This window comes from Gluconobacter cerinus, from assembly GCF_002723935.1.
GTDB classification, from domain to species: Bacteria; Pseudomonadota; Alphaproteobacteria; order Acetobacterales; family Acetobacteraceae; genus Gluconobacter; species Gluconobacter cerinus.
In genome coordinates this window covers 105659-129282 of record NZ_BEWM01000004.1, presented here as the reverse complement: position 1 = coordinate 129282, position 23624 = coordinate 105659, and the positions used below count along the sequence as shown (strand labels likewise).

Here is a 23624-nt window from a genome sequence, read left to right as displayed (position 1 = left end):
AGCATATGAAATATTATTGTTCAGGAGGGTTTGACTGCCTTCTGTAAAGCCACTCTGTCAGGCTGGCCGTTCTCGGTCCGGGGAAGAGCATCAATCCACACAGCCGCCGCATCCGGCAGATTGGGAAAATCCTGCCTCATCCATTTTGAAAGCAGTTCCAGGTTAAAATCATCTTCTGTCACGAGAGCGACCCATGGCGTTGGAAGTCCCTGATCGTCAGGGACAACAAACATCGCACCATCCTTGACACCAGCACATGCCAGAAGCCGCGCGTCCAACCTCTCCAGATCGAACTTATCCCCGCCAAAACTGATCAGATCGTCGGCGCGGCCCCGCAGGTGCAACGTTCCATTCGCGTCCACAAAACCGGTATCACCAGGGTAGAACCATCCGTCCCGGAATTGCGCTGCAGTCGCAACCGGGTCCAGATCGTATCCGCCGATAACCCCGGTGCCACTGACACGAATGCGCCCCACCTCACCGGCAGAAACACGCTGATGATTTTCGTCCACGATCTCCAGTCCAACCCAGGGAAGTGGCTGTCCGACCTCATCATCGCTGGACTGAGCGTCCGTCGAGACAATGGTAATCACTCCACATTCATCAGCGCCGTAAACAACCTGAACATTCGGGGTGAGCTTTTGCCGGATGGAGGCACAAAGCGCTTTTGGTAACTTCCCTCCCGCAACCGTCAGAAACAGATTGTCCAAGGGACTCATGCCGGGTGGTAGCTGAGAAAGTATGCCCTCCACATGCCGAGGAGAAACAACGGCAACTGTCGGAATATCCTGGCTGAAGACGAGCCCTAACTCGGAACCCGTCATCATTTGCAAACGCGTCCCGGCTACCAGGGCAGAGAGAATGATGAGAAAGCCGCTAGAAGTCTCCGCCCCCAGCGTCGGTAAGACGCGCAGGTTTTCAGGACGATGGGTGTGGGACAACACATCCTGAAACAGCAGATGACAAACCGCTGTTTCTACGTATCGCGATGTCAGGGCGATACGACGCGCATCCTGGCTTGTCCCGCCGGCTACAGAGAAACGCACGACGTCGTCAGGCTGAACTGTGATGGTTTCAGCACATTCTGCCCCGGTCTGGCAGACATGCTCAAACCAGGCGTCGTTCAGTACCAGAACCTGTTGCTCGAGCCCGTCGACAGGCTCATCAAGCAATATGATGTCCGGAGACAGGATTTTTACAGAGCGGTGGAAGTTCGCATCCACATATCCCGGCAACGAAGCCGAGGGTATTCCGAGCTGGGCCAAAGCAAGAATGAAAACCCAGTGTCTGTATGGATGTACGCATCGAATGGCCACAACTGACGGGAGAAGATCCCGAAGTTGAAAAAGTGCGTTGGCAACTCGGCTGACATCGTGGGAAAGCTGATCGAAGCTTGCCTCTCCCTCAAACCAGCTCATCGCAATTGAGGCCGGATGTCCGGCTGCATATTTCAGGGCCAGACGTTCAAACATATTGCGTCAACCTATTCCTCGGAACTCTATGAAAATCCTGCAAATAGAAAGAAGGAAGTAACGTGCGTTCCTGAAACGCACGTTACTTCCATTTCGTTCAACTTTCTAAGCAGTTTTTCAGGATGCGATGACAGCTACGTTGTCAGTCTCATCTTCAAGCAGGTATGGCCCTGCGTTCTTCACTTCGATTGTCAGAACAGCAATCGAAAGATCCTGACGCGCAGGAAGCTTCAGAACAGCGTTGCCATTCGTCCACCGAACGCCGCCCTCTTCGCGGTTGTTCCAGCCGGACAGTTCGTCTTCCGTGATGTGTGCAGTCAGGCTCTTCTGACCGTTACCTGCCCAGAGGCTGATACCCCCGACCAGAACGCCAAGGTAACGACGGTCATCAACCACCGGACCAAAGACATCGGCCGGACGAGATGCACGGGACATGATACGGACTTCGTCAACGCCAGCTGGAAGCATGAAAACGAAGTCGCCGTTTTCTGCACGACGTGCCGCGTTAATCCGATGACCAGCAGGCGTCACAAGATGCAGGTTGGCATCTTCGGTTAGAACAACGGGCTTCCGCTGGTCTGGAATGGACATTTCTACAGCGCGTTCTTCAAGTGCACGGTAGATTGGCTCAACCAGATCACGCGTCACTGCCAGCGGTGCCGCTGCATCAACACTCCACTCACGAACCGGACCACTGACAAGACGGACAACACCACCCTGCTGGCCAAATTCACGACGGTTTCCAGTGTCCAGATAGCTTTCGCTGAGGGCACCGTTGGACCACAGAATGGAATGATTTTCCGTCTCGACGTGGAAGTACTCGTAGTTCGTCATTGTCAGATCGTAGAAAACGCTACGACCGTTAACGAGCATACGTGCCGGGACGAAGCGCCCTTCGAAATACAGGCAATGCTCGGGAGTAACCACGAGATCCTGATGAGGCACGCCAAGAGAGATAGCGTCCTTGAGGATACGGACAGGATATCCAGCCTGATCAACCGGCAGATCCGTACGAACCTGCGCCGTGCGATGACCAACCCAAGTGATAGGCTCGATGACTTCACGACCAGCCACATATGTGATGGCGCGGTCACCAATCCGAAGGTCCTCGACGCGCTTTTCGCCGTCTTCTGTGAGGATCAGCGTCCCGGCACAGAAGCAAACGAACGTTGCAATCGTGCTGCCATCGGTGTCACGGCCAATCACAAAATAGTCGGTGCTCTTGAAGGTGCCACCAAACGTTGTCTGCCAGGTGGAACCACCTTCGGAAATCGTAAGGGTGTTACCGTCAAGCTTAACAGTGCCGCCCGAAGCGTAGGTCAGCGTATCGACATCGATAACTGCACCCTGAGCAACCTGTGTTCCAGACAGGACAGCGCCAGCAACAACTGTGAGCGAGCCGCCGGACGAGACTGTGACGTTGTAAGACGTTGCACCGGAAGCAACAGATTCCTTGCCGCCGCTGAGCACTGTGCCGCCAGAAATGACACCACCAGACAGCACGCTCTCCGTACCGCCAGACGATACAGTCACGCTGGATGCAGTTGCGCCACTTGAGACAGTAAGCTTCCCCCCGGCGCTTACGACCGCACCGCGGAGAATAGCAGCAGCATTCAGCTGAACAACACCACCAGAAATGTTTGTCGCACTGATGGTGGCGCCACCGCTCGCAACCGTCGTACCACCAGAGGCAACAATCGTCCCACTGGTGATAGCACCACTATACAGGTTCTGAACGCCACCACTGTTAACAGTGTTGCTGATCGTGAGACCACCGGCAGAAACATACTGACTGCCCTGGATCAGGGATCCCCGGTCAGTACCACCACTCGTGATGATTTCCTGTGCCCCAGCATGCAAGGTGCCAGCCGAGACAATGCCAGGCCCACTTAGATTTGTCAGTCCCTTGGACGTCAGGATCGCAGAAGCAGACGTGTTGAGCGACTGGTCGCCAACAAAAACTGCGCCACCTGCTGCTGCATTATAATTCGTAACGGTTCCACCGTTAAAGGCCAGAACTGCGGCAGAGTTTCCAACCGTTGCGCCAGTAATGGTCCCGCCGGAAGCAAGCAGAGCGCCCGCGGACGTCGCAGAGAGATTTGTTCCGACGTCGCCAGTTTGAGCTATAATAGCTCCATACTGCGCCGCAGTAGAACCAGAAAGCGTATTATTTATTAGAAAATAGGATTCATTAACGGTCACATCTCCAAAAATATCTGTCGATGTAGAGCCTGATATTGTCCCACCATTAGCAAGTGAGTACTGCCGAGTACTATTATACGTTGTTCCGCCAGCCATGCTTAATTCCTCCATCACTAGAAGCGTTAAGCATTTATTAACGAATTATAAATTGTTAATCCGTGCTCAGCGCCGGAATCGAACATAAGGTAGGACGTTAATTTTAATCAATAGGAATCATTGGTTATGTTGATATAAAAAAAACCAAATAACTATCGATTAACGATATCGGTTATCGTTCCGCGAATTTCGGCGTAAATTAATCGTCATACGGTATGGGTCAAGGTAAAATTCTCGGCATCATTCTCAATTTCTTCCACGCTAATGCAGCATATTGATCCATATCAAATTAGCCGAGTGTTCGACCTCAGAGCCATTACAATGCGACATGCGCGCAGGCGCACAGCACGAACCGATGCTGCGCGGCTTGCTCTTTATGATTGCTTTAATGGCGCTGTTGCGAAGTAGAGTGACAAACTACAGGTCGTTTACTTATCGAGCAGATAGGCGCGCACCGCTTTAAAACGGCTTCAACGAGCATGCATCTCGTTTCACTCGTAAATTATTCGTAAATCTCTTCCGACGCTGAAAACTGTGGCGCTCTTATGTATACGCCCACAGTTCAGTCGTGACGCTTCGCTTTCCGGGCTTCTCTATTAAGACGCAACTGCTCTCGCCGCTCCGCTCTTCGTCCCGCTGGATTTTTCTGCTCCTGCAGCAGGATTTCATGCTTCATCTTGAGCCAGTTATTCCAGCGCCGCTCATCAAGCTTCCCATCTTCACGAGCCTTCCGGACCGCACAACCGGGCTCGGCTTCATGTTTGCAGTCCCGGAAGCGGCATTGCTGAGCAATCTCTTCGACTTCAGCATTGAATTCCCCAAATGCGGCGGCGAGACCCTCCGCGGCATTCACCATGCCGAGTTCACGCATTCCTGGCGTGTCGATCAGCAGCCCACCCGAAGGAAGGCTCACCATTTCCCTGTGGGTCGTTGTATGCCTACCCTGCCCGTCATACTCGGAGACAGCACCTGTTGCAGCATGGTCGGTTTTCATTAGGGCGTTGAGAAGGGTAGATTTTCCTGCTCCAGAGCTTCCCACCATGACGCCAGTGCGATGCCCGTCGAGATATGCCGAAATCTCGCTCAGCCCCGTACCCACAAGAGAAGATACGATCCTGAGATCAACCCCAGGGGCGCAAGTCTGGGCAGCATTGGCGACTTGCTCAATATCCTCACACAGATCAGCCTTGGTCAGGACCATGACAGGCTTTGCGCCGCTTTCTCTTGTGAGCGCCAGATACCGTTCAAGACGGGACAGGTTAAAATCTGCCCCGGTTGTCATAACCAGGAATGCGACATCAATATTGGCTGCAATAACCTGCGACTGCGTCCGCTTCCCGACTTCTTTACGGACAAAACAGGTCGTGCGTGGCAGAACAGCCTGAATGGTGCCACGTCGTTCGTAAAACCTCGGATGGCACACCACCCAGTCACCAATGGCCGGCCGATCCAATGGATCCGACGTATGCAGGAGTTTCCCTGCAGTATCAGCCTGAATCAGACCACTTTCAGTAATGACACCAAGAAGGCCTCGTTGCTGCGCAACGACACGCCCAGGAATCAGCTCACTTCCGGAGTAAGGCTGGAAGGCCAACGCAGTTTCAGCGCTCCACCCATAAGATGTCAGTACGGTCAGGGATCTTGTCTTTCGTTCAGGCTTGGGTCTCTGCCTACTTTATAAGCACGGTCCCAGCGTTTTGGTATGCTCCTTTATTGGGGCACTGGGTAGTCCTTTAAGCAGCAAGTCCTGTACCCCGACAAAAAGTACCCTGCCCCTCAAAGGTGTGGGGCACGCCGCCAAGGTGATGTCGCTCTGTGCCGCCATGGCATGGCGATGTATTCCAGCAGCAGCAGCATTGCGAAAGAGCCAATGCCAATCAACGTCATCAGAAGCATGGCACCATAAACCCCGACAGAATTCATCTGCGCGTTCGCCGCCAGCAAGTAGGTTCCCAGTCCCATTTTTGAAGATGCTGTCCACTCCCCGATCACCGCCCCCGTTACCGCGTAAGAAGCGCCGATCTTAAGGCCGGAAAAAAGCGGTCCCAGACAGGCTGGCAGGCGGATGTAGAGAAATGTACGAAGGCGCGTCGCCCCAAGCAAACGAGCGAGATTGATCTGGTCACGATCTATATGCGCCAGTCCGTCCATCATATTGACCACGACCGGAAAGAAGACGATCCAGGCCACAATAATAAGCTTTGGCGTCATACCGAAGCCGAAGATGATTACGAGCGGCGCTGCGATACCCACAATTGGAATGGCTTGGGATGTAACAAGTGCCGGATATAGCAGGCGCCCCAGCCCCGGCAACTGTGACATCACGACGGCCAGGAGCACACCAACTGCTGCGCCGACAAGATAGCCTGCCAACGTTTCCTTGAAAGTCTGCCACAACAGTCCGCGTATCATGACCTCATTCTGGAACAAGGCACTTATTGTGGCGACTGGAGACGGAATGACAAAAGCGGGGACGTGGAACACGGAAACAATGGCCTGCCACAGCCCCAAAAGCATGAGCATGGCCACAGACCAAGAACCCATGGATTTGACCACAGGATGAATAAAAATCGACCGGATCAGGCTCATTCCAAAATTCATTTCTGCTACGGGTCAACGATAAAGGAGATCAAGCGCTTCCGCTTTTAGCGATATGAAGGTGCTGGACGTCATGCATGAAACATCTCGAGGGCGCTTTAGATCAACGTTGAGAATACGACCGATCCGTCCCGGCCGTGGCAGCAACACGACGATCCGATCTGCGAGGAAGATCGCCTCATCCACATCATGAGTGACAAACATGATTGTACGTCCTGTCTCAGCCCAGACCTGCAATAACCATTGCTGCATACTCAGTCGCGTCTGACTGTCCAGTGCGCCAAATGGCTCATCCAGCAACATAAGATCCCGGCCAGCCGTAATGGTCCGCATAAGTGCAATACGCTGGCGCATCCCTCCTGAGAGAGTTGTGGGGTAATTGTTCAGATGGGCGCCAAGACCATAATGCGTGGCAAGCGCCGTAGCCCGAAGCCGGTCATCCTGAGTGGCACCGCGGGTGAGAGATGCCCCAAGAACAATGTTATCAAGCGCTGTCAGCCACGGAAGGAGGAGGTCCTTCTGTAGCATATAACCCACATTACCAGGCTTTCCGACAATATCTTCTCCATCAAGCCTGATGCTGCCCTTAGTGATAGGCAACAAGCCGGACACCGCATTAAACAGCGTGCTTTTTCCGCAGCCAGATGCTCCCAGAACGCATACAAACTCTCCCGGTGCGATATCGAGGCTGACATTGTCCAGCACGAGATTATCATCGAATGCATGCGACACCCCATCAATAGAAAGCTTGACGGCACGACCTGGAGTATTCCCGTTCGCACCGGTATGCGCCTGCGAAAAGAGTGCTTCGGGGGTATTGGGCATCATGAGGTCTTTCTGTTGAAGGCGCATCCAATGCGTGCCTCAGTCAAGCCCGGCACGGTGATCGTGTATGACCGTCAGACCATTTTAACTAAGCCATGATCGAAGTAATAAATTTCCTCATATTTTACGGCCAGAGAGCTACCAACCTTCGCGATATGAGGCTCGAATGTGAAATAGTTCACATCCCCAAGAAGGCGTTCATTTCTCTTCTCCATAATAATGAAATCATCGGTAGAAGCAGCGATGCTGTGACCATACGCATCGAGCAAATCGAGGTTTTCATACCCGTTTTCAGAAACCAATGCCGACATCTTCTGATGTACATCCCCGAATGTCATGTCTGGCTGAACAGTCTTTATGAAGACGCCATGAAGATAGGCTTCAAAATCCATGGCCTCCCCCTCTTCCTCGCCGGCTTCAGCGGCGGACACGATAATCCCGTTACGTAGGAAATAGGTTCGTGCGCTATCTCCGAAGTAATCATCAATGCGAGGGCCCACATCAATCGTAATGGTTTCGTTTTCGCCAAACAGCTTCGGAGACGGAACATAACTGCTATCAAAAACAGACAGCCGAAGCCGCTCTCCCGCCAATACAAAAGCGGGCGTATTGCCCCAAAAATCGGTTGCTCCGTGTGCAAGCATGAGGTCATGGCATGCCTTGTGCACACTCACCTCAGATGCGCCGGGCACGATATGGGCTGTAATATCGGTCAACACTGCACGAGCAATGTCCTGTGCAGCAGTATAGTGACTCAGATCTGAGGGAAGTGATGCAGTCATGATCTACCTCGGCAGAAAATCGTTGGTGTAATAAGTGGCCAGCGGACGAACTTTTGAAATCAGACCAATGCGATGCATTTCACTCGCAAGCTCTGACCAGGACTGCGATGTCTGGCTCAAAGCAGTGTCACCATTTCCAAAATAAGGGACAGCCGCCGCCCAGCCAGCTTTATCGTAGAGCGGACTATCCACTTCCGGATAAATTTTGCTGAAGAGGGCTGCCGCCTCGGTCGGGTGAGACATCGCCCAGAGAAGACCTTCACGCGTCGCAGCCAGCCAAGCCTTGGCATCCCCACCATGCAGTTTCAGCCAGTGAGGCGTTGCCGTGAAGGACCAGATGGGAATGTCTGGCACCCCGGTAACATTCGGACATGCCAGACTAGGCATTTGTCCGTCTTGCGCTATGGACGCCGCGATCGCAAAGGACGCCGCATTGGTGGCAAGATCCAGACGGCCGGAAAGCAGTAATGGCAAATCTTCAAACTGTGTAATGATCTGCTGGACATTCTCCGCATCTTTCACGCCACTCTTCTCAAACAGCAGATGCATCATCACCGCTGTCCATGAGTCGATAAAAATTCCTATTTTCTTACCTTCAAGGGTGCGGAGATCTATGGGCTCGCCCGGTCTACCGACAACGCACCAGCTATTATGCTGATCGTAATTGGCGATGGAGACCAGCGGCAGTGAAACCTCTGCCGCAAAAACCACATCCGTCCGCGCTTCCATGCCAATTTCGGCCTGCTCTGTTGCGAGCATACGCGCCGTAGTCTGAGCATCTGGCGGCAAAACAATGGATACATCCAGTCCATATCGTCGATAAATGCCCTGCTCCTGAGCAACGACGATAGGAATCAGAAGGAAGCCCTGTACCGGCCAAAAATAAACCAGGCGGACATGATGCAGACTTTCTGAAGCACGCGCTTTTGGGGGCAAGCACGCCAGCAAGAAACATGCTGAGACACCAGCAGCAGCCCACTTGCGCCAGAGCCGCCCGTTCACAGAACTTGCTTTATTCCGTGTCATCCGTTCAGGGAAGAAGGACGGTCATTTGTACACGTCCCTTCGATAGGGGACCAACCCTGCCCCGCCAGACGGAACATGGGGATATGCCCTATCGCCTGAACCAGCGCGGGGAGATCCGGCCCGATTTCGTTCAAAGCCTTGTACCAGGCCCATCCTTCGGTCAGAGGCGCCACAACGCCAACTATATCTGCCCCCGCCTTGCGTAGAAGCCTGATGGCCGCCCCGGCGGTCTGACCCGTGTTAATGACGTCATCCACAATAACAACACGCCGCCCTTGCACGCGCTCTACAAGCGCGGGGTCAAGATAAAGCCGCTTGTTGTGAAGTGGGCTGGTTGAAGAAACCAGTGGCTCAGAAAGTTCTTCATCGTACCAGAATTTGCACGAATGCCCGAGTGCCACATAATCGTCCAAGCCAATATTCTGAGCTACAGGACGCGCATAAGCCAGACCCATCGTCGGCACCCCTACGATGGCTTCAGGGGCAAGATCATGAACCAGATCAGTCAGCAGGCGGATGATCTCATGCTCGACAGCAAAGCTTGTCTGATTAGACATAAGAAGCGCAATTGCCATTTCTCCACCTGGAAGCGCTCGCAGGGGAAGCTGAAGCACCGAACCGTCCCTTAGCGGAACAGGGTAGCTCTCGGAGTATATTGTCGCTTCCTCTAAAGATGACCTGGGGAACCAGCGAGCGTGATAGGGCTTCACTTGCGTCATGAGTGTGCCCCTGCATGGCTTTCGGCACCACTTCCAATGCGACAAAAGCCAGGTGGAAAATGCTGAGAGACCTGAGCAAAACAGGCTTCGTCAAGCATTCCAAGATTGACGTGCATGACGCGCGAGCGAACACCCTGCCCATCATCATGCAGATCTGTCGCCAAGAGCGTTTTAACCTTCAGTCCCGTCTGCTGCGCAATGAAATCCCGGCCTTTGTTCTCAGTCTTTTCGCCGATCGTAAAAATTTCAAGGACCTCGGCCCCGGCGGTGGTGATCGCCTGAATAAGCGAAACCAGTGTTCCTCCAGTACTAATCAGGTCGTCGATCAGAATAATACGGTCCGTAGGGCGGACACCATTCAGGTACAGATCCGTGGACCCTTCTGCGAGATACTCGTTACTCAATGGGACTTTAACTTCCCCAGGAGCACCTGAAGGCGTCCAACGTGCAAGGGTGCGCGGGAGACGATACTGCCGCAGAATATCCGCAGTGATCATAGCGCCTCTATCCTCCTCCCCCACACCCAGCGTCGCATCGTCTGCGTGCGCTATATGGAGACGAGAAAGCAAACAGATAGCATCCGCCAGTTCAGGGGAAAGCGGAGGAATATTATCCGTTACAGAGGTCGGAAAAAAAGAAAAAGTCTTTCCTCCCTTCCCTGATACAACATTGGTACCCCGGTCATGAAAATCTTCCACCACCAACCGAATGGCATCCACAACCGAACTACTCTTAATTGGAGCGCCAGGGATGTGGGCGGTGAAAGCCATATATGACACGGGACCTCACTTTGTCAGTAAACCGGTTTACAATGACTAACTTTCGGATCATATCATTGTCAATAAGCAACATAACGATTCCGATCTGGAGTTGCATACCCTCATTTCCTTGAGATGCAGCTCTAAATCGTACCAACCCCATGCCCGACAAGTTGAGCTTCAGATGAGTAAAGGCCCTACGATCAGTGACGTCGCCACTTTAGCTGGCCTCTCGAAAGGCGCCGTTTCTCGCTATCTGAACAACAAACTCGTGCTGCCTGCCGAAACTGCGGCGCGACTGGAGGCAGCCATTCAAACCCTTGGCTTCCGTAGAAACCACTTTGCGCAACGCTTAAGCCAAGGGAAAAGCGAAACAATCGGGCTAGTTGTGCCTGAAATTTCAGATCAGTTTTTTGCCGAACTTGCCGAAGGTGCTGAACTCGAAGCCGCGTCAGCCAACTATGGCCTGATTCTGGGAATTGGCCGCAATGACGTATCGCGCGAGATTGATTTTCTTCGATGGCTCGACACTCACATGGTTGATGGTCTGCTCTTCGTTTCAAACCGACCGGATGATGGACAACTCCGAGATCACCTTAATCGCTACCGGAATATTGTTATTCTCGATGAAGATATTCCCGGCAGCCATGCAAGCAAAGTCTTCTGCGACAACGTGCAGGGCGCACTCTACGGCGTCAGACATCTTATCAGCACAGGGCATCGACGTATTGCTCACGTGAGCGGCCCATCTGCTTTGATGAGCGCGGGTGAACGACTTGCGGGTTACAGACAGGCTCTGGAGGACGCGAACCTCCTATTTGACCCCACTCTTTTACTGAATGGCCGTTATAGCCGTGATTATGGTCGTCAGGCGGCTATAGCTTTATCTGCCATGCACCCCAGACCTGATGCGGTTTTCGCTGGCAGTGACTATATTGCGATTGGCCTGATCGAAGGATTTCTTGACCTAGGCCTTACAGTGCCTGGTGATCTGTCCATTCTTGGATTTGATGATATCGCTCCGGCTGACATGGTCACACCCCGCCTGACGACTATTCGACAGAATGCACAGACCATGGGACGCGAAGGTGTACGCCAATTGCTGGCAACCATGAGTCACCCAGCACGTCCCGCCATGGAAATCAGAACACCGATCGCACTGGTAAGGCGTGGCTCTGTCAGACACAGGGGGCGAAATCCACCTATATAAGTAAATATTACTAAATATAAAAATTCCACAATAAGATAAATTACTAATTGTTATTATTTTATTTCTGATTGCAACATTCAAGAACATAATTTGAAATTTCAAATTTAAAAATACCGTTTTATTTTAAAAACCAATTTAGGTTACGTTTCCGTTATGGATTAAACCGGCATTATCGCTTGGTCGAAATCCATAATGATAAGAAACAAAAACGACTTGGTTCCACATGAAAGGAAGCCATGTGATGCGTTCTCGTGCTCCGAAAATTCGCTCGTTAAATCGGCGCCTCCTCGTCATGACTTGCCTGGGAACCAGCCTACCAGCCGGAATCATTGACGCCACATCCTTCTCGGAAGCACAGGCCGCTGCGACCGAACAGGAGGCGGAGAAATCTACTCCTCATCGGGAGACCCGCTCACGTCGTCACGACATTCCCAGCGTGTCAGAACATCCGAAACCCCGACATGCGCGTACGGAAATTAATTCCACGGCGGATGAAACTGTTCACGTGTCCAGCATACAGCGGAGCCGAGGCGGCGGGATGATGCGTGTTGAAACTGCCCCATACGCAATACAGACTATTACAAAATCGTTTATTGATATGCGGAGCCCCACAAGTACTGCCCTCGAACTCGTTCGAAATCTTCCAAGCGTTAACATTGCAGTCACCGATACGTCTGGCTTGCAAGGTGGGCGCATTCAAAGCCGAAGCCTGACAGATGCTGATATGGCACTGATGATTGATGGCGGCCCTGCAGCCAGCGCGGCGTATATGGCAGAAAACGTTGAATCCGAAGACGTCGACAGCGTCAGCATGATGCCGGGTTCGTCTCCAATCGATCTTCCAGTAACATCAGCAGCAGCTGGCGTTTTAAATCAGGCCACTCATGATCCCTCACACAAATTTGGGGGAACGATGGATTTTTCATACGGTACAAACAATCTGGCACGCCAGTTCATCCGCCTTGAGTCAGGAGACGTTGGAAACACGGGAAGCAGAGGATTTGTTTCCTTCGCCCATACCCAGGCACGCTCATGGTTTGGCGGAGGACGCAACGAGAAGATTCACGTGGATGTCGGCGTGCGAAAAGACTGGGCCAATGGCTCATATGCCCGCGCATTCATGGGATGGAACCTCGAAGACTTTGTCGTCGACAGATATGGCACCGCCAATCAGTTTTATGATTTTAAACGGACGGGAAATAGCTACGGCCGGAAGGCTGAATTCGATGCGGCCAGTAACGATTACTGGAAAAACAACATCAACCACTGGATGCAGCTTTTCCTGACTGCGCCAATGCATGTTGTCCTCACACGACACCTCCATTTTGATCTCCGCCCCTACTACAACTGGGGACGCGGCTGGAGCGGAAGCGCGGGCGCTTTTTCAGGCGCAACGAGCGGCAATACCTATAAATCCGGAGTACCTGTCGCCACCGGAACTCCCGTAACCAGCTTTTTCTTGCAGGATGGCGCATTCAGCGTCGGCCTAACAGCAATTCTTGGATACGATATCGATAAGCACAATCACTTTGAACTTGGCTACTGGTACCAAAATCAAGATTACACCCAGCATTTTCCAAGCAGCGTGACGACTGCCGAAGGCGCTAACCCAAGTCCCAATAATTCTACTTATCAGATCTATCGAAACGGCAGCCGCGTTTACCCAGGCAACACGGCAGGCTTTGAAATTCATTCGTTATTTTTTCAGGATACCGCAAAATACTTCCACGACCACCTTTTGGTTAATGCTGGCTTCAAATATGTCATGTCGAATGTTTGGTATATCGTTTATCCAAGCAAGCAAAAGCTTGGACAGAACCTGACTGCCCCATTGCCGCATGTGTCAATCAGTTATCACTTCAATGAGCACCATCAACTTTACATGAATGCAGAAGGTGACTTCAGACAGCCCGCATCCTCTGCGGTAGCGAACACGAATATCGATGGAACACTGCCTAAAAATCAGTATTCGATCAGAGAAGAGCTCGGCTATCGTTATAACGATAAATACCTCATCGTCGATCTTGATCTGTTCAATTACAATATCACAAATCGCCTCCTTTCCACTTATGTCGGAAACAACCAGACTGGCGTCGTGAATGCCGGAAACCAAACCGCTCGCGGCGTGGACTTGATGGTATCAACACAGCCTATTCACGGGCTCAGCCCTTATTTTTCTATGGAATATCTCAACGCCACAACTGATACCAATATTGCTGCTTCAGATATTAACGGAAGTCTTACGGCCTTTGCGAGTAAAGGAAAGCAAGCCCCGTTAGCTCCACATTTCATGGCAAACTTTGGCCTGACGTATACCTATAAAGGCATTTTTGCGAACGGTGCCCTTCACTATACTGGCCCGCAATCCACAACGCTTGCGGGGGACCAGCGGATGCCAGGTTATTTCACAAATACGCTTTCACTCGGTTATCACTTCAAGCCTCTCTGGCACGCAAAGTCACCAACAATCCGACTAAACTTTACCAATCTTACCGGTGCAATCCTGCGAACAGGAGTTGTTGGCGTCGGCACAAATGCCAGCCAGGTCCGCCTTATGAACGGAAATCTCTCTAATCCGGGCTCTGGTGCACAGTTTATTCTGGAACCCAGATTTACAGTTACAGGCACGGTCTCAACAGCTTTTTAAAAGTTGTAAGAGATCTTTCACGAGGCACTTAAAGAAGACGGGAAACTCATATTCCAGTGAAACTTCCCGTCTTTGAAGGAGATTTTTTAGAATAAAATCCATTACTTAGGATGAAGAAATATACGGTGCACCGATAAGCTCCCAACATACTTGGACCGCCAATAATTATAATGATGCGACATCCTCAGAAATTTCAAAATCACGAAACATTTGCCTGCTTCTGAAAATTGGCCGAAAGACTATGTATGTCGGAAGCAGAAACCACTCTCGTCCTCCTCGCCATGATCGTTGTAAGCAGTCTGGCAGTTAAGGCGCTTTCCAATCGTGTCCCTGCCCCTCTGGTTCAGATCCTGCTCGGTATTATTGCGTCTCTTCTCGGATTGCATATCGGACTGAAGCCAAGCCTGTTCATGCTGGTTTTCCTGCCCCCACTCCTTTTTACAGACGCTTTTCGTATGCCGTTGCGTGAGTTTTCAGAACTCCGTAGCGTAATTCTGTTTCTGGCATTCGGCCTAGTTGTGATTTCGACAGTCCTTTGCGGCTATGCAATTCACTGGATGATCCCGGCCGTTAGTCTCGCGGTATGCTTTACACTGGCTGCCGCACTCTCTCCCACAGATACTGTTGCAGTCTCCAGCCTTATTGCAGGGCGCCGGGTGTCTGAGCGGCTGATCCATATCCTAAACGGCGAGGCTCTGTTCAACGACGCGTCAGGCCTTGTCTGCTTTCATTTTGCAATGATTGCCGCAATGACGGGAGAATTTTCATACCGTCATGCTTTCAGTTCGTTCCTGCTGGTCTCGTTCGGAGGATTGGCCATCGGAGCTGGACTGGCATGGATTGCCGTACGCGCTGAGCGCATCCTGCTTCGCCGCGGATTTGACGATCCTCTCATGCAGGTTTTGATGATCGTGCTCCTGCCATTCGGGATCTATCTCGCAGCCGAGACAGCACATGCTTCAGGCATTTTGGCAGCTGTCGCCGGATGTATGGTTATCAAACTGACAGGAGTATCAGACGAAGCTGCAACCTCGACCCGACTGCAGGCGAGCACGGTTCTCGACACTGTCAGTTATGTTTTTAATGCCTTAATCTTCCTTCTTCTAGGGCTACAACTCCCCTGGCTACTTGATGCTGGCGTCGAGTTGGCTCACGAGCACAGCGCGCATTTCTGGCAACTCTCGTTACTGGTCGCGAGTGTTTATGCCATTATGTTCATTATTCGATTTTGCGGAATTTGGGTTTCCATCATTCGCAGATGGGCAACTGCCCGGATGTCACATCGCACCTTCGCGTTCCCACATATCCTCGAGGTTGTGTTGCTCGCCTTCTCGGGCGTCCGTGGCGCCGTTACGCTGGCAGCAGTGCTTTCACTGCCGGCTATCGGGATTGACCCGGAAGCGTTTCCTGAACGCAGCTTTGTAATTACTGTCGCAACTGGGGTAATTGTTCTTTCCCTCGTTATGGCAGCGATCGCTATTCCGCTGTGTATCCGATATCTGCCACGCGATATGGCAGACAAGCACGCTCAGGAAGAAAGTCTTGCCCGCCAGCGCCTGCTTCAAGCGACTTTGCAGCTTCTGCACCGTGAACAAAGCCGCACAGAGAAAGACCGAAGTGAATCCCTTGACCAGGCAGACAGTGATCATAGCAACGAAGATATGAGGCTGGAGGTTCTCGGACGCCTGCTACAGACCTATGAAAACCGCCTCAGCCAAATTGATGGCCCAACCCAGTCCCCAGTTTTGACGCGGACGACGGCGCTGCGCCGTGAACGGATCGAACTGGCATTGCGCCTGATTGTCCTGAGGCTGCAGCGACAAACACTTCATGCGCTGGTGGACGCACGCGACATCAATGATCAGACGGAATGGGACATTCAGCGTGAACTCGACTACGAGGAACAGGTAATCCGCAGTCGCGTTCAGAGATTGCCTCAAGATATTTGATATCAATAAACATAATACAATTCATATGAAGTAATTAACTAAAAATACTCTCCGTGCACCTATGACATTATAAAATATCAAACCTGAAAATCGGTTATTCTATTTTCGAGTTTTTAAGCTCGCGTTCGATCTCAATAAGTCTGTGTTTCCGCCAGAGACCACCACCATATCCCGTCAAGGAGCCGTCCGCGCCAATAACGCGGTGGCATGGGATCATCAGCGCTATCTGGTTGGCACCATTGGCGCGCGCAACAGCTCTCACTGCGGCGGGACGGCCGATCTGCCGTGCAATGTCAGAATAGCTTCTGGTTTCACCAGCAGGAATTGTTCGCAATGCCTCCCACACCTTTTGTGTAAAGGCGCTTCCGCTCACAGCAAGAGGGGTATGAAAACTGTCTGATCGGGCGGAAAAATAGCCTTCGAGTTCGGCCTTAGCCTGCTCCGATGGCGGCATGCGGCCGATACCAATTCCTCCCGGCGAGGCCTTGTTAAGTTTCTTGAGCTCTGCGGGCAGCGCTTTTCGATCTACGAACTCTAAAAGATGCAGATGACTGCGACTACTGACAGCCATCATATCGCCCAAAGGTGTGGGTATCCATGTCGCCTGTAAAAGCTTATTGGGGCGCAATTCTCCCGGTGCGCACCCCAGCAGACGAGAAAAAGCCGCACGAAACGCACTTGCTGACTCAAAGCTGGCCTCATGCTGAGCCGTAATGACCTTGCCACCCTCGGCCAACGCTTCGAACCCTTCTCTGAGACGCCTCTGACGCGCCATTTCCAGAAATGTCATTCCAAACTGTCGCTTGAAGCTCCGGCGGATTGTAGAAGGGTCGTAACCCAATCTGATAATACAGTCTTCGGACCACCGCACATCAGGACGTGTATCCAAAGCCTGCAAAAGGGCCAAAATCGCTGGGTCGGCAAGCGCTGCAGCCTGCAGAGGATGACAGCGCTTGCATGGACGAAAACCCGCTTCAATACAGTCCCCAATCGTCGGGTAAAACGTACAATGCTCGCGCTTCGGCTTTCTGGCCGGACAGGTCAGGCGACAAAAAACCCCTGTTGACGACACGCAGACGAATGCCTGTCCGTCGAAATATTCGTTCCGGGCAAGCAGAGCGGCATAGAGAGTGTCTGGGTCAGGAAGATCGAATAGCATTCAGAAAACCTATAGCCACCAACTCTCAAATGTCGCCGGTTTTCAGGCGTTGATTTTTTATTTTCGGCGTAGCCTCTTCCTTGGCACCCCAATACCCGCCAAGGGGCGGGTATCGTTTTCAAAGGTTCGCTCGTCTGACGCCTCCATGAGAGGCTCAGATTTTAATTTTCTTCAGTCCGCAGATGAAAACACGTGATCTCGGATGGTCTGCCAAGCCGTAGTGCAAAACCTGGCCACAACCCGGTCCCATTACTGACGTAGAGCATCATATTACCCACACTGTAGCGCCCGGAGACGAACCCGTTATTACCGCGTGCCACCAAACGATCTAACCCCAAAATCATTCCGCCGTGCGTGTGACCGGATAACTGCAGGGCAACGCCATATTCGGCTGACACACGCGCATCCCCAGGTTGATGATCGAGCAATATGACCGGCGCTCTGTCCGGGCTCCCTTTAAGGGCTTCCTCTAAATCTGGGCCAGGCTGACCATGGCCGGGCGCAGACCTGTCTGTCACGCCGACAACTACCAACTGATCTTGCCCCTTGGTAACCACTGCATGGTCGTTCAACAGCATATGGAAGCCTAATCCCGACAGATGTTGCATCCAGTTGGAATAATTGAAAAAATATTCATGATTTCCGGGAATTGCCAGTAAACCATCACGCGCCTGCAGCCGGGCAAGTGGCGCCACATCTTCACGCCGCATCTCCACAGATCCGTCGATAAAATCTCCCGTCACAACGATCATGTCTGCTGCTGCCGAGTTGGCACACTCGACCATTGCTGCGGCCCACGTGGCCGGAAACAGCCGACTGATGTGCATGTCACTCAACTGGAGCAGCCTGTATCCATCAAACACCCTGGGCAGACCGCGGATGGTGATCGTCACATCTTTGACTGGCGGTACGCGCAAAGCATTCGCAACACTCACAGCAGCCAAAAATCCCGCAAGCCCGCCAATAGCCTCTCGCGCACTAGCGGAGATATGGACTGGCTGCCATTCCGCAAGAGCGAAGACCAGTGCACCAACATCAAGCGCGATCTGGAACAGCGTGAGAAACAGGATTGCCCCAAAACCCCAGTTGAACAGGACGACGAAAGGTCGAGGAAATTCCGGAGCGAAAACGGAGCCCGACGAGAGCCTAGACCAGTAATGATAAAGCGCTGCGACGATCACCAGAACGCTTCCGAGCATTTTCGCAGCGAGAGGCAACGGAAGCGGCCAGAGCCAGTTCAGGATCACGACAAGGAGGGGCAAACCGAAAACAACAACACGCACGGCAATCAGCCTCCTTGCATGAAAGCACCAAGAGACGCCCATCGCCTCTCAGGCTTAGAAATATTCACTGCGTCCATGTGCTGGGCGTCAAAACTACGCATGATCTCAAAACATGAGACATGCTTACATTTCAGGAAAAGCTCTCTCCAACCATCTCTTCGCTCTTCTTCCAAAGAGCCTCGGCATGAGCCAGATCGAGCGCATAAGACCGCACGCCCTCATCCCCCAGACCAAGCGGCTGATCATCAGAGACGATTGGGCTCACGTGGCAGTCTTCACAGTAGCGACCACCTATAGCATCTGCATCCGCCACGATCCCTGCCCAAACTGATGTAGCGGCGCCTTGCGGGATGGTCTTGAACTGGAATGGTGGCTTTCCCTCCTTGGCCGCCTGTTCATTGATGCCTGTGACCATAGCCTCGATTGCTCCTGCAGGCATATGACGAGGGAGTTCAGTCAAGATACCGCCGGGATGAACGGCTGTAGCCCGCACGCCACGAGCACGATGACGCGCGTCGAACGCCACGGCAAAGAGGATATTGGCAGTCTTGGAGCGCCCGTAAGCAACAAATGGCTCATAGGACGTGTGGTCAAAATTCGGATCTTCCAGATCGACATCTGAAAAGCGATGGCCCGCGGACGACAAGTTCACCAGTCGGGCGCCATTGTTCATAAGCCCCGCTATCCGGTTAATGAGTACGAAGTGACCAAGATGATTGGTTCCGAACTGTGTCTCGAACCCGTTCTTCGTATGCCCGAACGGGGTAGCCATGACGCCAGCATTGGCAATGACCAGATCAAAAGATAGACCAATACTGTTCAACTGGTCCGCACACGCCCGGACACTGCCGAGATCTGCAAGATCCAGCGCAATCAGCTCAAATTGTCCTCCCCCAGATTCGGCGTCTGCACGAACCTGAGCAGTCGCATTTTCAGCCTTATCCAGATTGCGCACTGCCCCCACAACATGTGCACCATGAGCAGTAAGAGCACGTGCAGTTTCGATGCCCAGGCCCGCAGAAACGCCTGTTACGAGAATGCGTTTTCCCTTGAGAGACAGACCAGAGAGAACATCACCGGTTGTTGATCTTGCGCCAAAAATCTTCGTCATTCGTGAAACTCCTGGGCGTGGTGAAACCACACGCGAGATGATACATGGAGTATTACTCCGCTTTACATATGCGGAGGCATCCTCCGTTTAACAAGAGGGAGCCAATGGCTGAGGACAAAAAACTTCGACGCAGACCGCGCAGCGATGGTCAGCGCAACAGAGAACACTTGCTAAATGTGGCGAAAACCGCATTCACGGCGGGGGAAGTCGATATTCCCCTGGATGAAGTTGCGCGGCGTGCAGGTGTCGGGATCGGCACGCTTTATCGGCACTTTCCCAACCGCGATGCTCTCATTGAGGCTGTCTACCGTGTTGAACTCGACCGCCTCGCAGACGCAGCACCTGTCCTAGCCACGCAGCATCCGCCAGTAGAAGCGCTTCGCGCATGGATGCGCCTGTTCGTGGATTACATTGCCGCAAAGCAGGTCATTGCACCTGCACTTAACGGACTGGTTGGCGGCACAAGTGCGCTCTATGCCCAGTCCGGGATTGTGCTTCAAGGAGCGATTGACACACTTGTAGCGGCGGCTGTTGCAAGTGGAGATCTCAACGCTGAGATCGAACCGCTCGACCTGCTCCGAGCGTTGGCTGGCGTGTCGAATTTTTCAGCCGGTCCCGGGTGGGAAACAAGCGCAAAACGCCTCGTCGACATCCTTATTGCCGGATCGAGAGCATCCTGATTGTAAACGAAAAAGGACGACTGATATTCAGCCTCCATGCTCTATCTAAAATACTGAATGACTGCGCCGCGTTAGGGAACCTCCCTTGATACGTCCATAGAGCATTACTTGATCTGTTTTCACGAAAATAACGAAGTTTCATGATGATAGTCGGGTTTCCATAATAGAAACCCGACCTAAAAAACAGATCAATGAGCCTGAGACGTCTGCCCATCATCAAGAGCGTAGGCGAGAATATAATCGCCTGTTCGTGTTCCCATGCCGGCGTGGCCTCCAGCGGCAATAACAATGTATTGCTTGCCATTGATCATGTAGGACATCGGGTTTGCCTGCCCACCCGCTGGCAGACGTGCTTTCCAGACAACCTTGCCGGTGCTTTCGTCAACAGCCCGCAGGTAATCGTCTGCCGTCGCACCGAGGAAGACCAGTCCACCTCCCGTCACCATCGTACCGCCGATGTTGAACATACCGGTTGGTAATGGAAGATTGGTGTGGGTTCCAAACGGCCCCGTATCACGGGTCGTACCAATCGGGTGCTGCCAGACGATTTTCCGGCTGACAAGATCGATTGCCGTCAACGTACCCCAAGGTGGTGCGTCACAAGGAACCATAAGCGGATTGAGCCATGGATGAACGTACCCGACATAGGGCGTACCATATTGCGGGCCATATACTCCTCCCTTTACATGAGGCTCGTTGCCGCCCCCGTCCCATGTCGGCACAAAACCCGCCTTTTCGACCGGTCCACGCGGCGCCATACGCAACATGAAGGGAATGTAGTTGGCTGTGGAAATGACAAGTTTGTTGACCGGATCGACCGACGCGCCATTCCAGTCCACAACACCATCAAACGCCGGATAAACGATCGTTTCCTTTAGCTGTGGCGGCGTAAACTGGCCCTGATACGCGGCCTTACGGAATTCGATCCGGCATAGCATCTCATCAATCGGCGTAGCGCCCCATAGATGCTTTTCTGTCAGATCCTTGGGGGCAACAGAGGGAAGCCCAACCGAATACGGCTGTGTAGGTGTTGTCCAGTCGCCCGGAACAGCCCCTTGTGGCGTCTTTTTCTCCTGAACTTCCGCCACTGGTTTTCCAGTCTCGCGGTTGAGCATGAAGAACTCGCCACGCTTGGTAGTTTGTACGAGCGCCGGGATCGTTGATCCGTCAGGGCCCGGCAAATCAATCAAAGATGGACCAACCGGAACATCCATGTCCCAGACGTCATGGTGAACGGTCTGGAAATGCCAACGCAATTCACCGGTTTTTGCATCCAACGCAATGATGGAACTACTAAACTTGTCATCGAATGGACGCCGGTGACCACCAAAATAGTCAGGTGGTGCGTTGCCGGTGGGCAGATAGACAAGACCAAGTTTCGGGTCTGCCGTATAAACGCCCCACGCGTTCGGCGTATCACGGGTGAGCTCGTCATGAGGCCCGGGAGTCCAGGTTTGTGGATTATGGCCCACGTCCCATGCCCATACGATCTTGCCTGTCACTGGGTCGAACGCGCGAACTGCACCGGATGGTTCAAACGTCGCCTGATTGTCGAAAATCCATCCTCCCGTAATGACCCGATCACTGATGATCATCGGGGGCGACGTCACAAAATGAAACCCGTCAGGAACGTGCCCCAGGTACTGCGTCAATGAAATGAAACCGTGATCACCAAAGTCTTCGCAAGGCTTACCTGTCTTGGCATTAAGGGCCATCAACCGGGCATCAAGAACTGGAGCGATGATCCGTTCCGGGCACTCGCTACTCGCCCCTTCAGGCGCCTTGTAATAAGCAACACCGCGGCATGCGAGATATACGTCCGGTCCGGTATTGGCCTTGGGATCATATTTCCATTTAATCTTTCCCGTCGCAGCATCAATCGCTTCAACCCAGCTATGACCGGTGCAGACGTAGAGAGTGTCGTCCACCTTGATGGGCGTATTCTCAAAGTTGAATTCATGGCCACCATCCGTGCCGCCCTGATCTTCACCAGGATGCATGGTGTCACCGGTGTGCATACTCCATGCCAGCTTTAGGTCTTTGATATTGCTGGCATTAATCTGTTTCAAAGGAGAAAAACGGTCCTGCCCTTGCGTTCGGCCATAATATCGCCAGTCCTGATCAGGAACAGACGTATCAGAACCCTCTGCTCCATTAGACGCCAACTGCGCACTGCCAGAGATCCCGGTAGGCTGAAGCGCAGCAATTACAAGAGTTAAAAATGCGGCGGTTGTAACCCCTCCGACTGAATATGTCGCGGCACGTGATATCGGTGAAAGCCGACCTCTAAACCATGGGAGCAGCGTCAAAAGGCCTAAGATAATGAACGCAACAAGCCGTGGCTCAAGCTCCCAGAAAGACAGGTGAACTTCCGCGATCGACCAGATCAAGGTGCCTAATATGGTAAGCGCTATAATCCATAAAGCGAGACCACGCCTGGCCCAGGCAAGAACTGCGCTCGCAGCCAATGCTAAACCACTAACTAGATAGTACGGACTTCCTCCCAAGAAAATAAGCTCTGTTCCCCCGATAACCAGGGTTAAACTCACTACGAAAATCAGTCCACTTATCACCCATGGTCTTGATTTTTCCTGAACATCGCTCGACATTTTACCTCCAATGTGAACGCTATGCGTTAAATCTGATAATTTCATCTTCTGGTTTTTAGATTTTTTCTTCAGTTACTTTTTCTCCTTTATTTATTTCTTATTCAGAAATATCAGGCAGATAATTTTCCTAATTATTAAAATACAAAATTACCCACCGTATGAGGAAACAGTAATTTTTCCTTCAATATGAATAATTCGTATTTTCAGATACATTAATGAAACATACATATCATATATTATTGACTCCGTATTTATTTCACGTCATTTCCTTTAAGGGAAAATTTTCATTTTTCTCATCAATCGACCGTGAATATCTTTTTTGTGATACTATGAAGAAATTGGACAATTAATAATGAAAATGGAATCTTTGGCTCTAAATTAAATTTCCCAACACCAATCAATAATTATTCCGTACAAGTAATGTATATTTTAATTTGAGATCAACCCAACCAAAAATTTCAATATATAGGCATTTAAAAATCCATTGTAGATGAAAAC

The 23624-nt window shown here is 52.0% G+C and carries 17 protein-coding genes; 4 read left to right on the top strand and 13 right to left on the bottom strand.

Going from position 1 to position 23624, the window contains the following annotated elements; genetic code table 11:
• Positions 1-20 precede the first annotated feature (20 nt).
• The 9 genes from GCE01_RS10470 to GCE01_RS10430 form a co-directional block, all read right to left on the bottom strand.
• Positions 21-1472 (bottom strand): AMP-binding protein, encoded by a 1452-nt coding sequence (locus tag GCE01_RS10470; protein ID WP_099212807.1) that lies wholly within the window; start codon positions 1470-1472, stop codon positions 21-23.
• A 117-nt stretch (positions 1473-1589) separates the two neighbouring features.
• Entirely contained in the window at positions 1590-3770 is a 2181-nt protein-coding gene (locus GCE01_RS10465; protein ID WP_099212806.1) for a Hint domain-containing protein, read from the bottom strand.
• Between the two features lie 562 nt (positions 3771-4332).
• Positions 4333-5364: a ribosome small subunit-dependent GTPase A gene (gene rsgA, locus GCE01_RS10460; protein WP_167386156.1), complete on the bottom strand. Its 1032-nt coding sequence runs from the start codon at positions 5362-5364 to the stop codon at positions 4333-4335.
• A gap of 182 nt (positions 5365-5546) precedes the next feature.
• Positions 5547-6314, bottom strand: coding sequence for an ABC transporter permease (locus GCE01_RS10455; RefSeq protein WP_167386155.1), 768 nt, complete (start codon positions 6312-6314; stop codon positions 5547-5549).
• 69 nt (positions 6315-6383) lie between these two features.
• Positions 6384-7196, bottom strand: coding sequence for an ABC transporter ATP-binding protein (locus GCE01_RS10450; protein ID WP_211516774.1), 813 nt, complete (start codon positions 7194-7196; stop codon positions 6384-6386).
• Positions 7197-7267: 71 nt separating this feature from the next.
• Complete coding sequence (locus GCE01_RS10445; protein ID WP_099212803.1) at positions 7268-7975, bottom strand: M24 family metallopeptidase; 708 nt, start codon at positions 7973-7975, stop codon at positions 7268-7270.
• A 3-nt stretch (positions 7976-7978) separates the two neighbouring features.
• Positions 7979-8977, bottom strand: coding sequence for an ABC transporter substrate-binding protein (locus GCE01_RS10440; RefSeq protein WP_167386154.1), 999 nt, complete (start codon positions 8975-8977; stop codon positions 7979-7981).
• Positions 8978-8997: 20 nt separating this feature from the next.
• On the bottom strand, positions 8998-9720 hold the full coding sequence (locus tag GCE01_RS10435) for a phosphoribosyltransferase (RefSeq protein WP_099212801.1): 723 nt from the start codon (positions 9718-9720) through the stop codon (positions 8998-9000).
• A complete protein-coding gene (locus GCE01_RS10430) occupies positions 9717-10217 on the bottom strand; it encodes a type I phosphoribosyltransferase (RefSeq protein ID WP_145995792.1) in 501 nt (166 codons plus the stop codon). Before GCE01_RS10430 ends, GCE01_RS10435 begins: the two co-directional genes overlap by 4 nt.
• Positions 10218-10662: 445 nt before the next feature.
• Between GCE01_RS10430 and GCE01_RS10425 the strand changes: the two genes are divergently transcribed.
• From GCE01_RS10425 to GCE01_RS10415, 3 genes are all read left to right on the top strand, one after another.
• Entirely contained in the window at positions 10663-11688 is a 1026-nt protein-coding gene (locus tag GCE01_RS10425) for a LacI family DNA-binding transcriptional regulator (RefSeq protein ID WP_099212799.1), read from the top strand.
• A gap of 538 nt (positions 11689-12226) precedes the next feature.
• Positions 12227-14335, top strand: a complete 2109-nt coding sequence (locus GCE01_RS10420) for a TonB-dependent receptor (RefSeq protein ID WP_099213035.1) — start codon at positions 12227-12229, stop codon at positions 14333-14335.
• 245 nt (positions 14336-14580) lie between these two features.
• A complete protein-coding gene (locus tag GCE01_RS10415; RefSeq protein ID WP_099212798.1) occupies positions 14581-16284 on the top strand; it encodes a Na+/H+ antiporter in 1704 nt (567 codons plus the stop codon).
• 94 nt (positions 16285-16378) lie between these two features.
• Here GCE01_RS10415 and GCE01_RS17360 read toward each other — a convergent pair whose 3' ends face one another.
• The 3 genes from GCE01_RS17360 to GCE01_RS10400 all read right to left on the bottom strand — a co-directional run bounded on the left by GCE01_RS17360 (position 16379) and on the right by GCE01_RS10400 (position 19837).
• Entirely contained in the window at positions 16379-17443 is a 1065-nt protein-coding gene (locus GCE01_RS17360; protein WP_099212797.1) for a bifunctional transcriptional activator/DNA repair enzyme AdaA, read from the bottom strand.
• A gap of 161 nt (positions 17444-17604) precedes the next feature.
• A complete protein-coding gene (locus GCE01_RS10405) occupies positions 17605-18726 on the bottom strand; it encodes a metallophosphoesterase (protein WP_099212796.1) in 1122 nt (373 codons plus the stop codon).
• A gap of 130 nt (positions 18727-18856) precedes the next feature.
• Positions 18857-19837: an SDR family NAD(P)-dependent oxidoreductase gene (locus GCE01_RS10400; RefSeq protein WP_099212795.1), complete on the bottom strand. Its 981-nt coding sequence runs from the start codon at positions 19835-19837 to the stop codon at positions 18857-18859.
• 104 nt (positions 19838-19941) lie between these two features.
• Between GCE01_RS10400 and GCE01_RS10395 the strand changes: the two genes are divergently transcribed.
• Complete coding sequence (locus tag GCE01_RS10395) at positions 19942-20517, top strand: TetR/AcrR family transcriptional regulator (protein WP_099212794.1); 576 nt, start codon at positions 19942-19944, stop codon at positions 20515-20517.
• Positions 20518-20705: 188 nt separating this feature from the next.
• Here the strand turns inward: GCE01_RS10395 and GCE01_RS10390 are convergent, their stop codons facing one another.
• A complete protein-coding gene (locus tag GCE01_RS10390; RefSeq protein ID WP_099212793.1) occupies positions 20706-23126 on the bottom strand; it encodes a membrane-bound PQQ-dependent dehydrogenase, glucose/quinate/shikimate family in 2421 nt (806 codons plus the stop codon).
• Between the last annotated feature and the right edge of the window lie 498 nt (positions 23127-23624).

Coding starts and splice junctions, on each gene's coding strand:
- GCE01_RS10445 (WP_099212803.1), bottom strand. CDS start 7,975: ATGACTGCATCACTTCCCTCAGATCTGAGTCACTATACTGCTGCACAG.
- GCE01_RS10470 (WP_099212807.1), bottom strand. CDS start 1,472: ATGTTTGAACGTCTGGCCCTGAAATATGCAGCCGGACATCCGGCCTCA.
- GCE01_RS10430 (WP_145995792.1), bottom strand. CDS start 10,217: ATGATCACTGCGGATATTCTGCGGCAGTATCGTCTCCCGCGCACCCTT.
- GCE01_RS10415 (WP_099212798.1), top strand. CDS start 14,581: ATGTCGGAAGCAGAAACCACTCTCGTCCTCCTCGCCATGATCGTTGTA.
- GCE01_RS10450 (WP_211516774.1), bottom strand. CDS start 7,196: ATGATGCCCAATACCCCCGAAGCACTCTTTTCGCAGGCGCATACCGGT.
- GCE01_RS10395 (WP_099212794.1), top strand. CDS start 19,942: ATGGCTGAGGACAAAAAACTTCGACGCAGACCGCGCAGCGATGGTCAG.
- GCE01_RS10400 (WP_099212795.1), bottom strand. CDS start 19,837: ATGACGAAGATTTTTGGCGCAAGATCAACAACCGGTGATGTTCTCTCT.
- GCE01_RS10420 (WP_099213035.1), top strand. CDS start 12,227: ATGATGCGTGTTGAAACTGCCCCATACGCAATACAGACTATTACAAAA.
- GCE01_RS10425 (WP_099212799.1), top strand. CDS start 10,663: ATGAGTAAAGGCCCTACGATCAGTGACGTCGCCACTTTAGCTGGCCTC.
- GCE01_RS10390 (WP_099212793.1), bottom strand. CDS start 23,126: ATGTCGAGCGATGTTCAGGAAAAATCAAGACCATGGGTGATAAGTGGA.
- GCE01_RS10465 (WP_099212806.1), bottom strand. CDS start 3,770: ATGGCTGGCGGAACAACGTATAATAGTACTCGGCAGTACTCACTTGCT.
- GCE01_RS10455 (WP_167386155.1), bottom strand. CDS start 6,314: ATGGGTTCTTGGTCTGTGGCCATGCTCATGCTTTTGGGGCTGTGGCAG.
- GCE01_RS17360 (WP_099212797.1), bottom strand. CDS start 17,443: ATGCTATTCGATCTTCCTGACCCAGACACTCTCTATGCCGCTCTGCTT.
- GCE01_RS10435 (WP_099212801.1), bottom strand. CDS start 9,720: ATGACGCAAGTGAAGCCCTATCACGCTCGCTGGTTCCCCAGGTCATCT.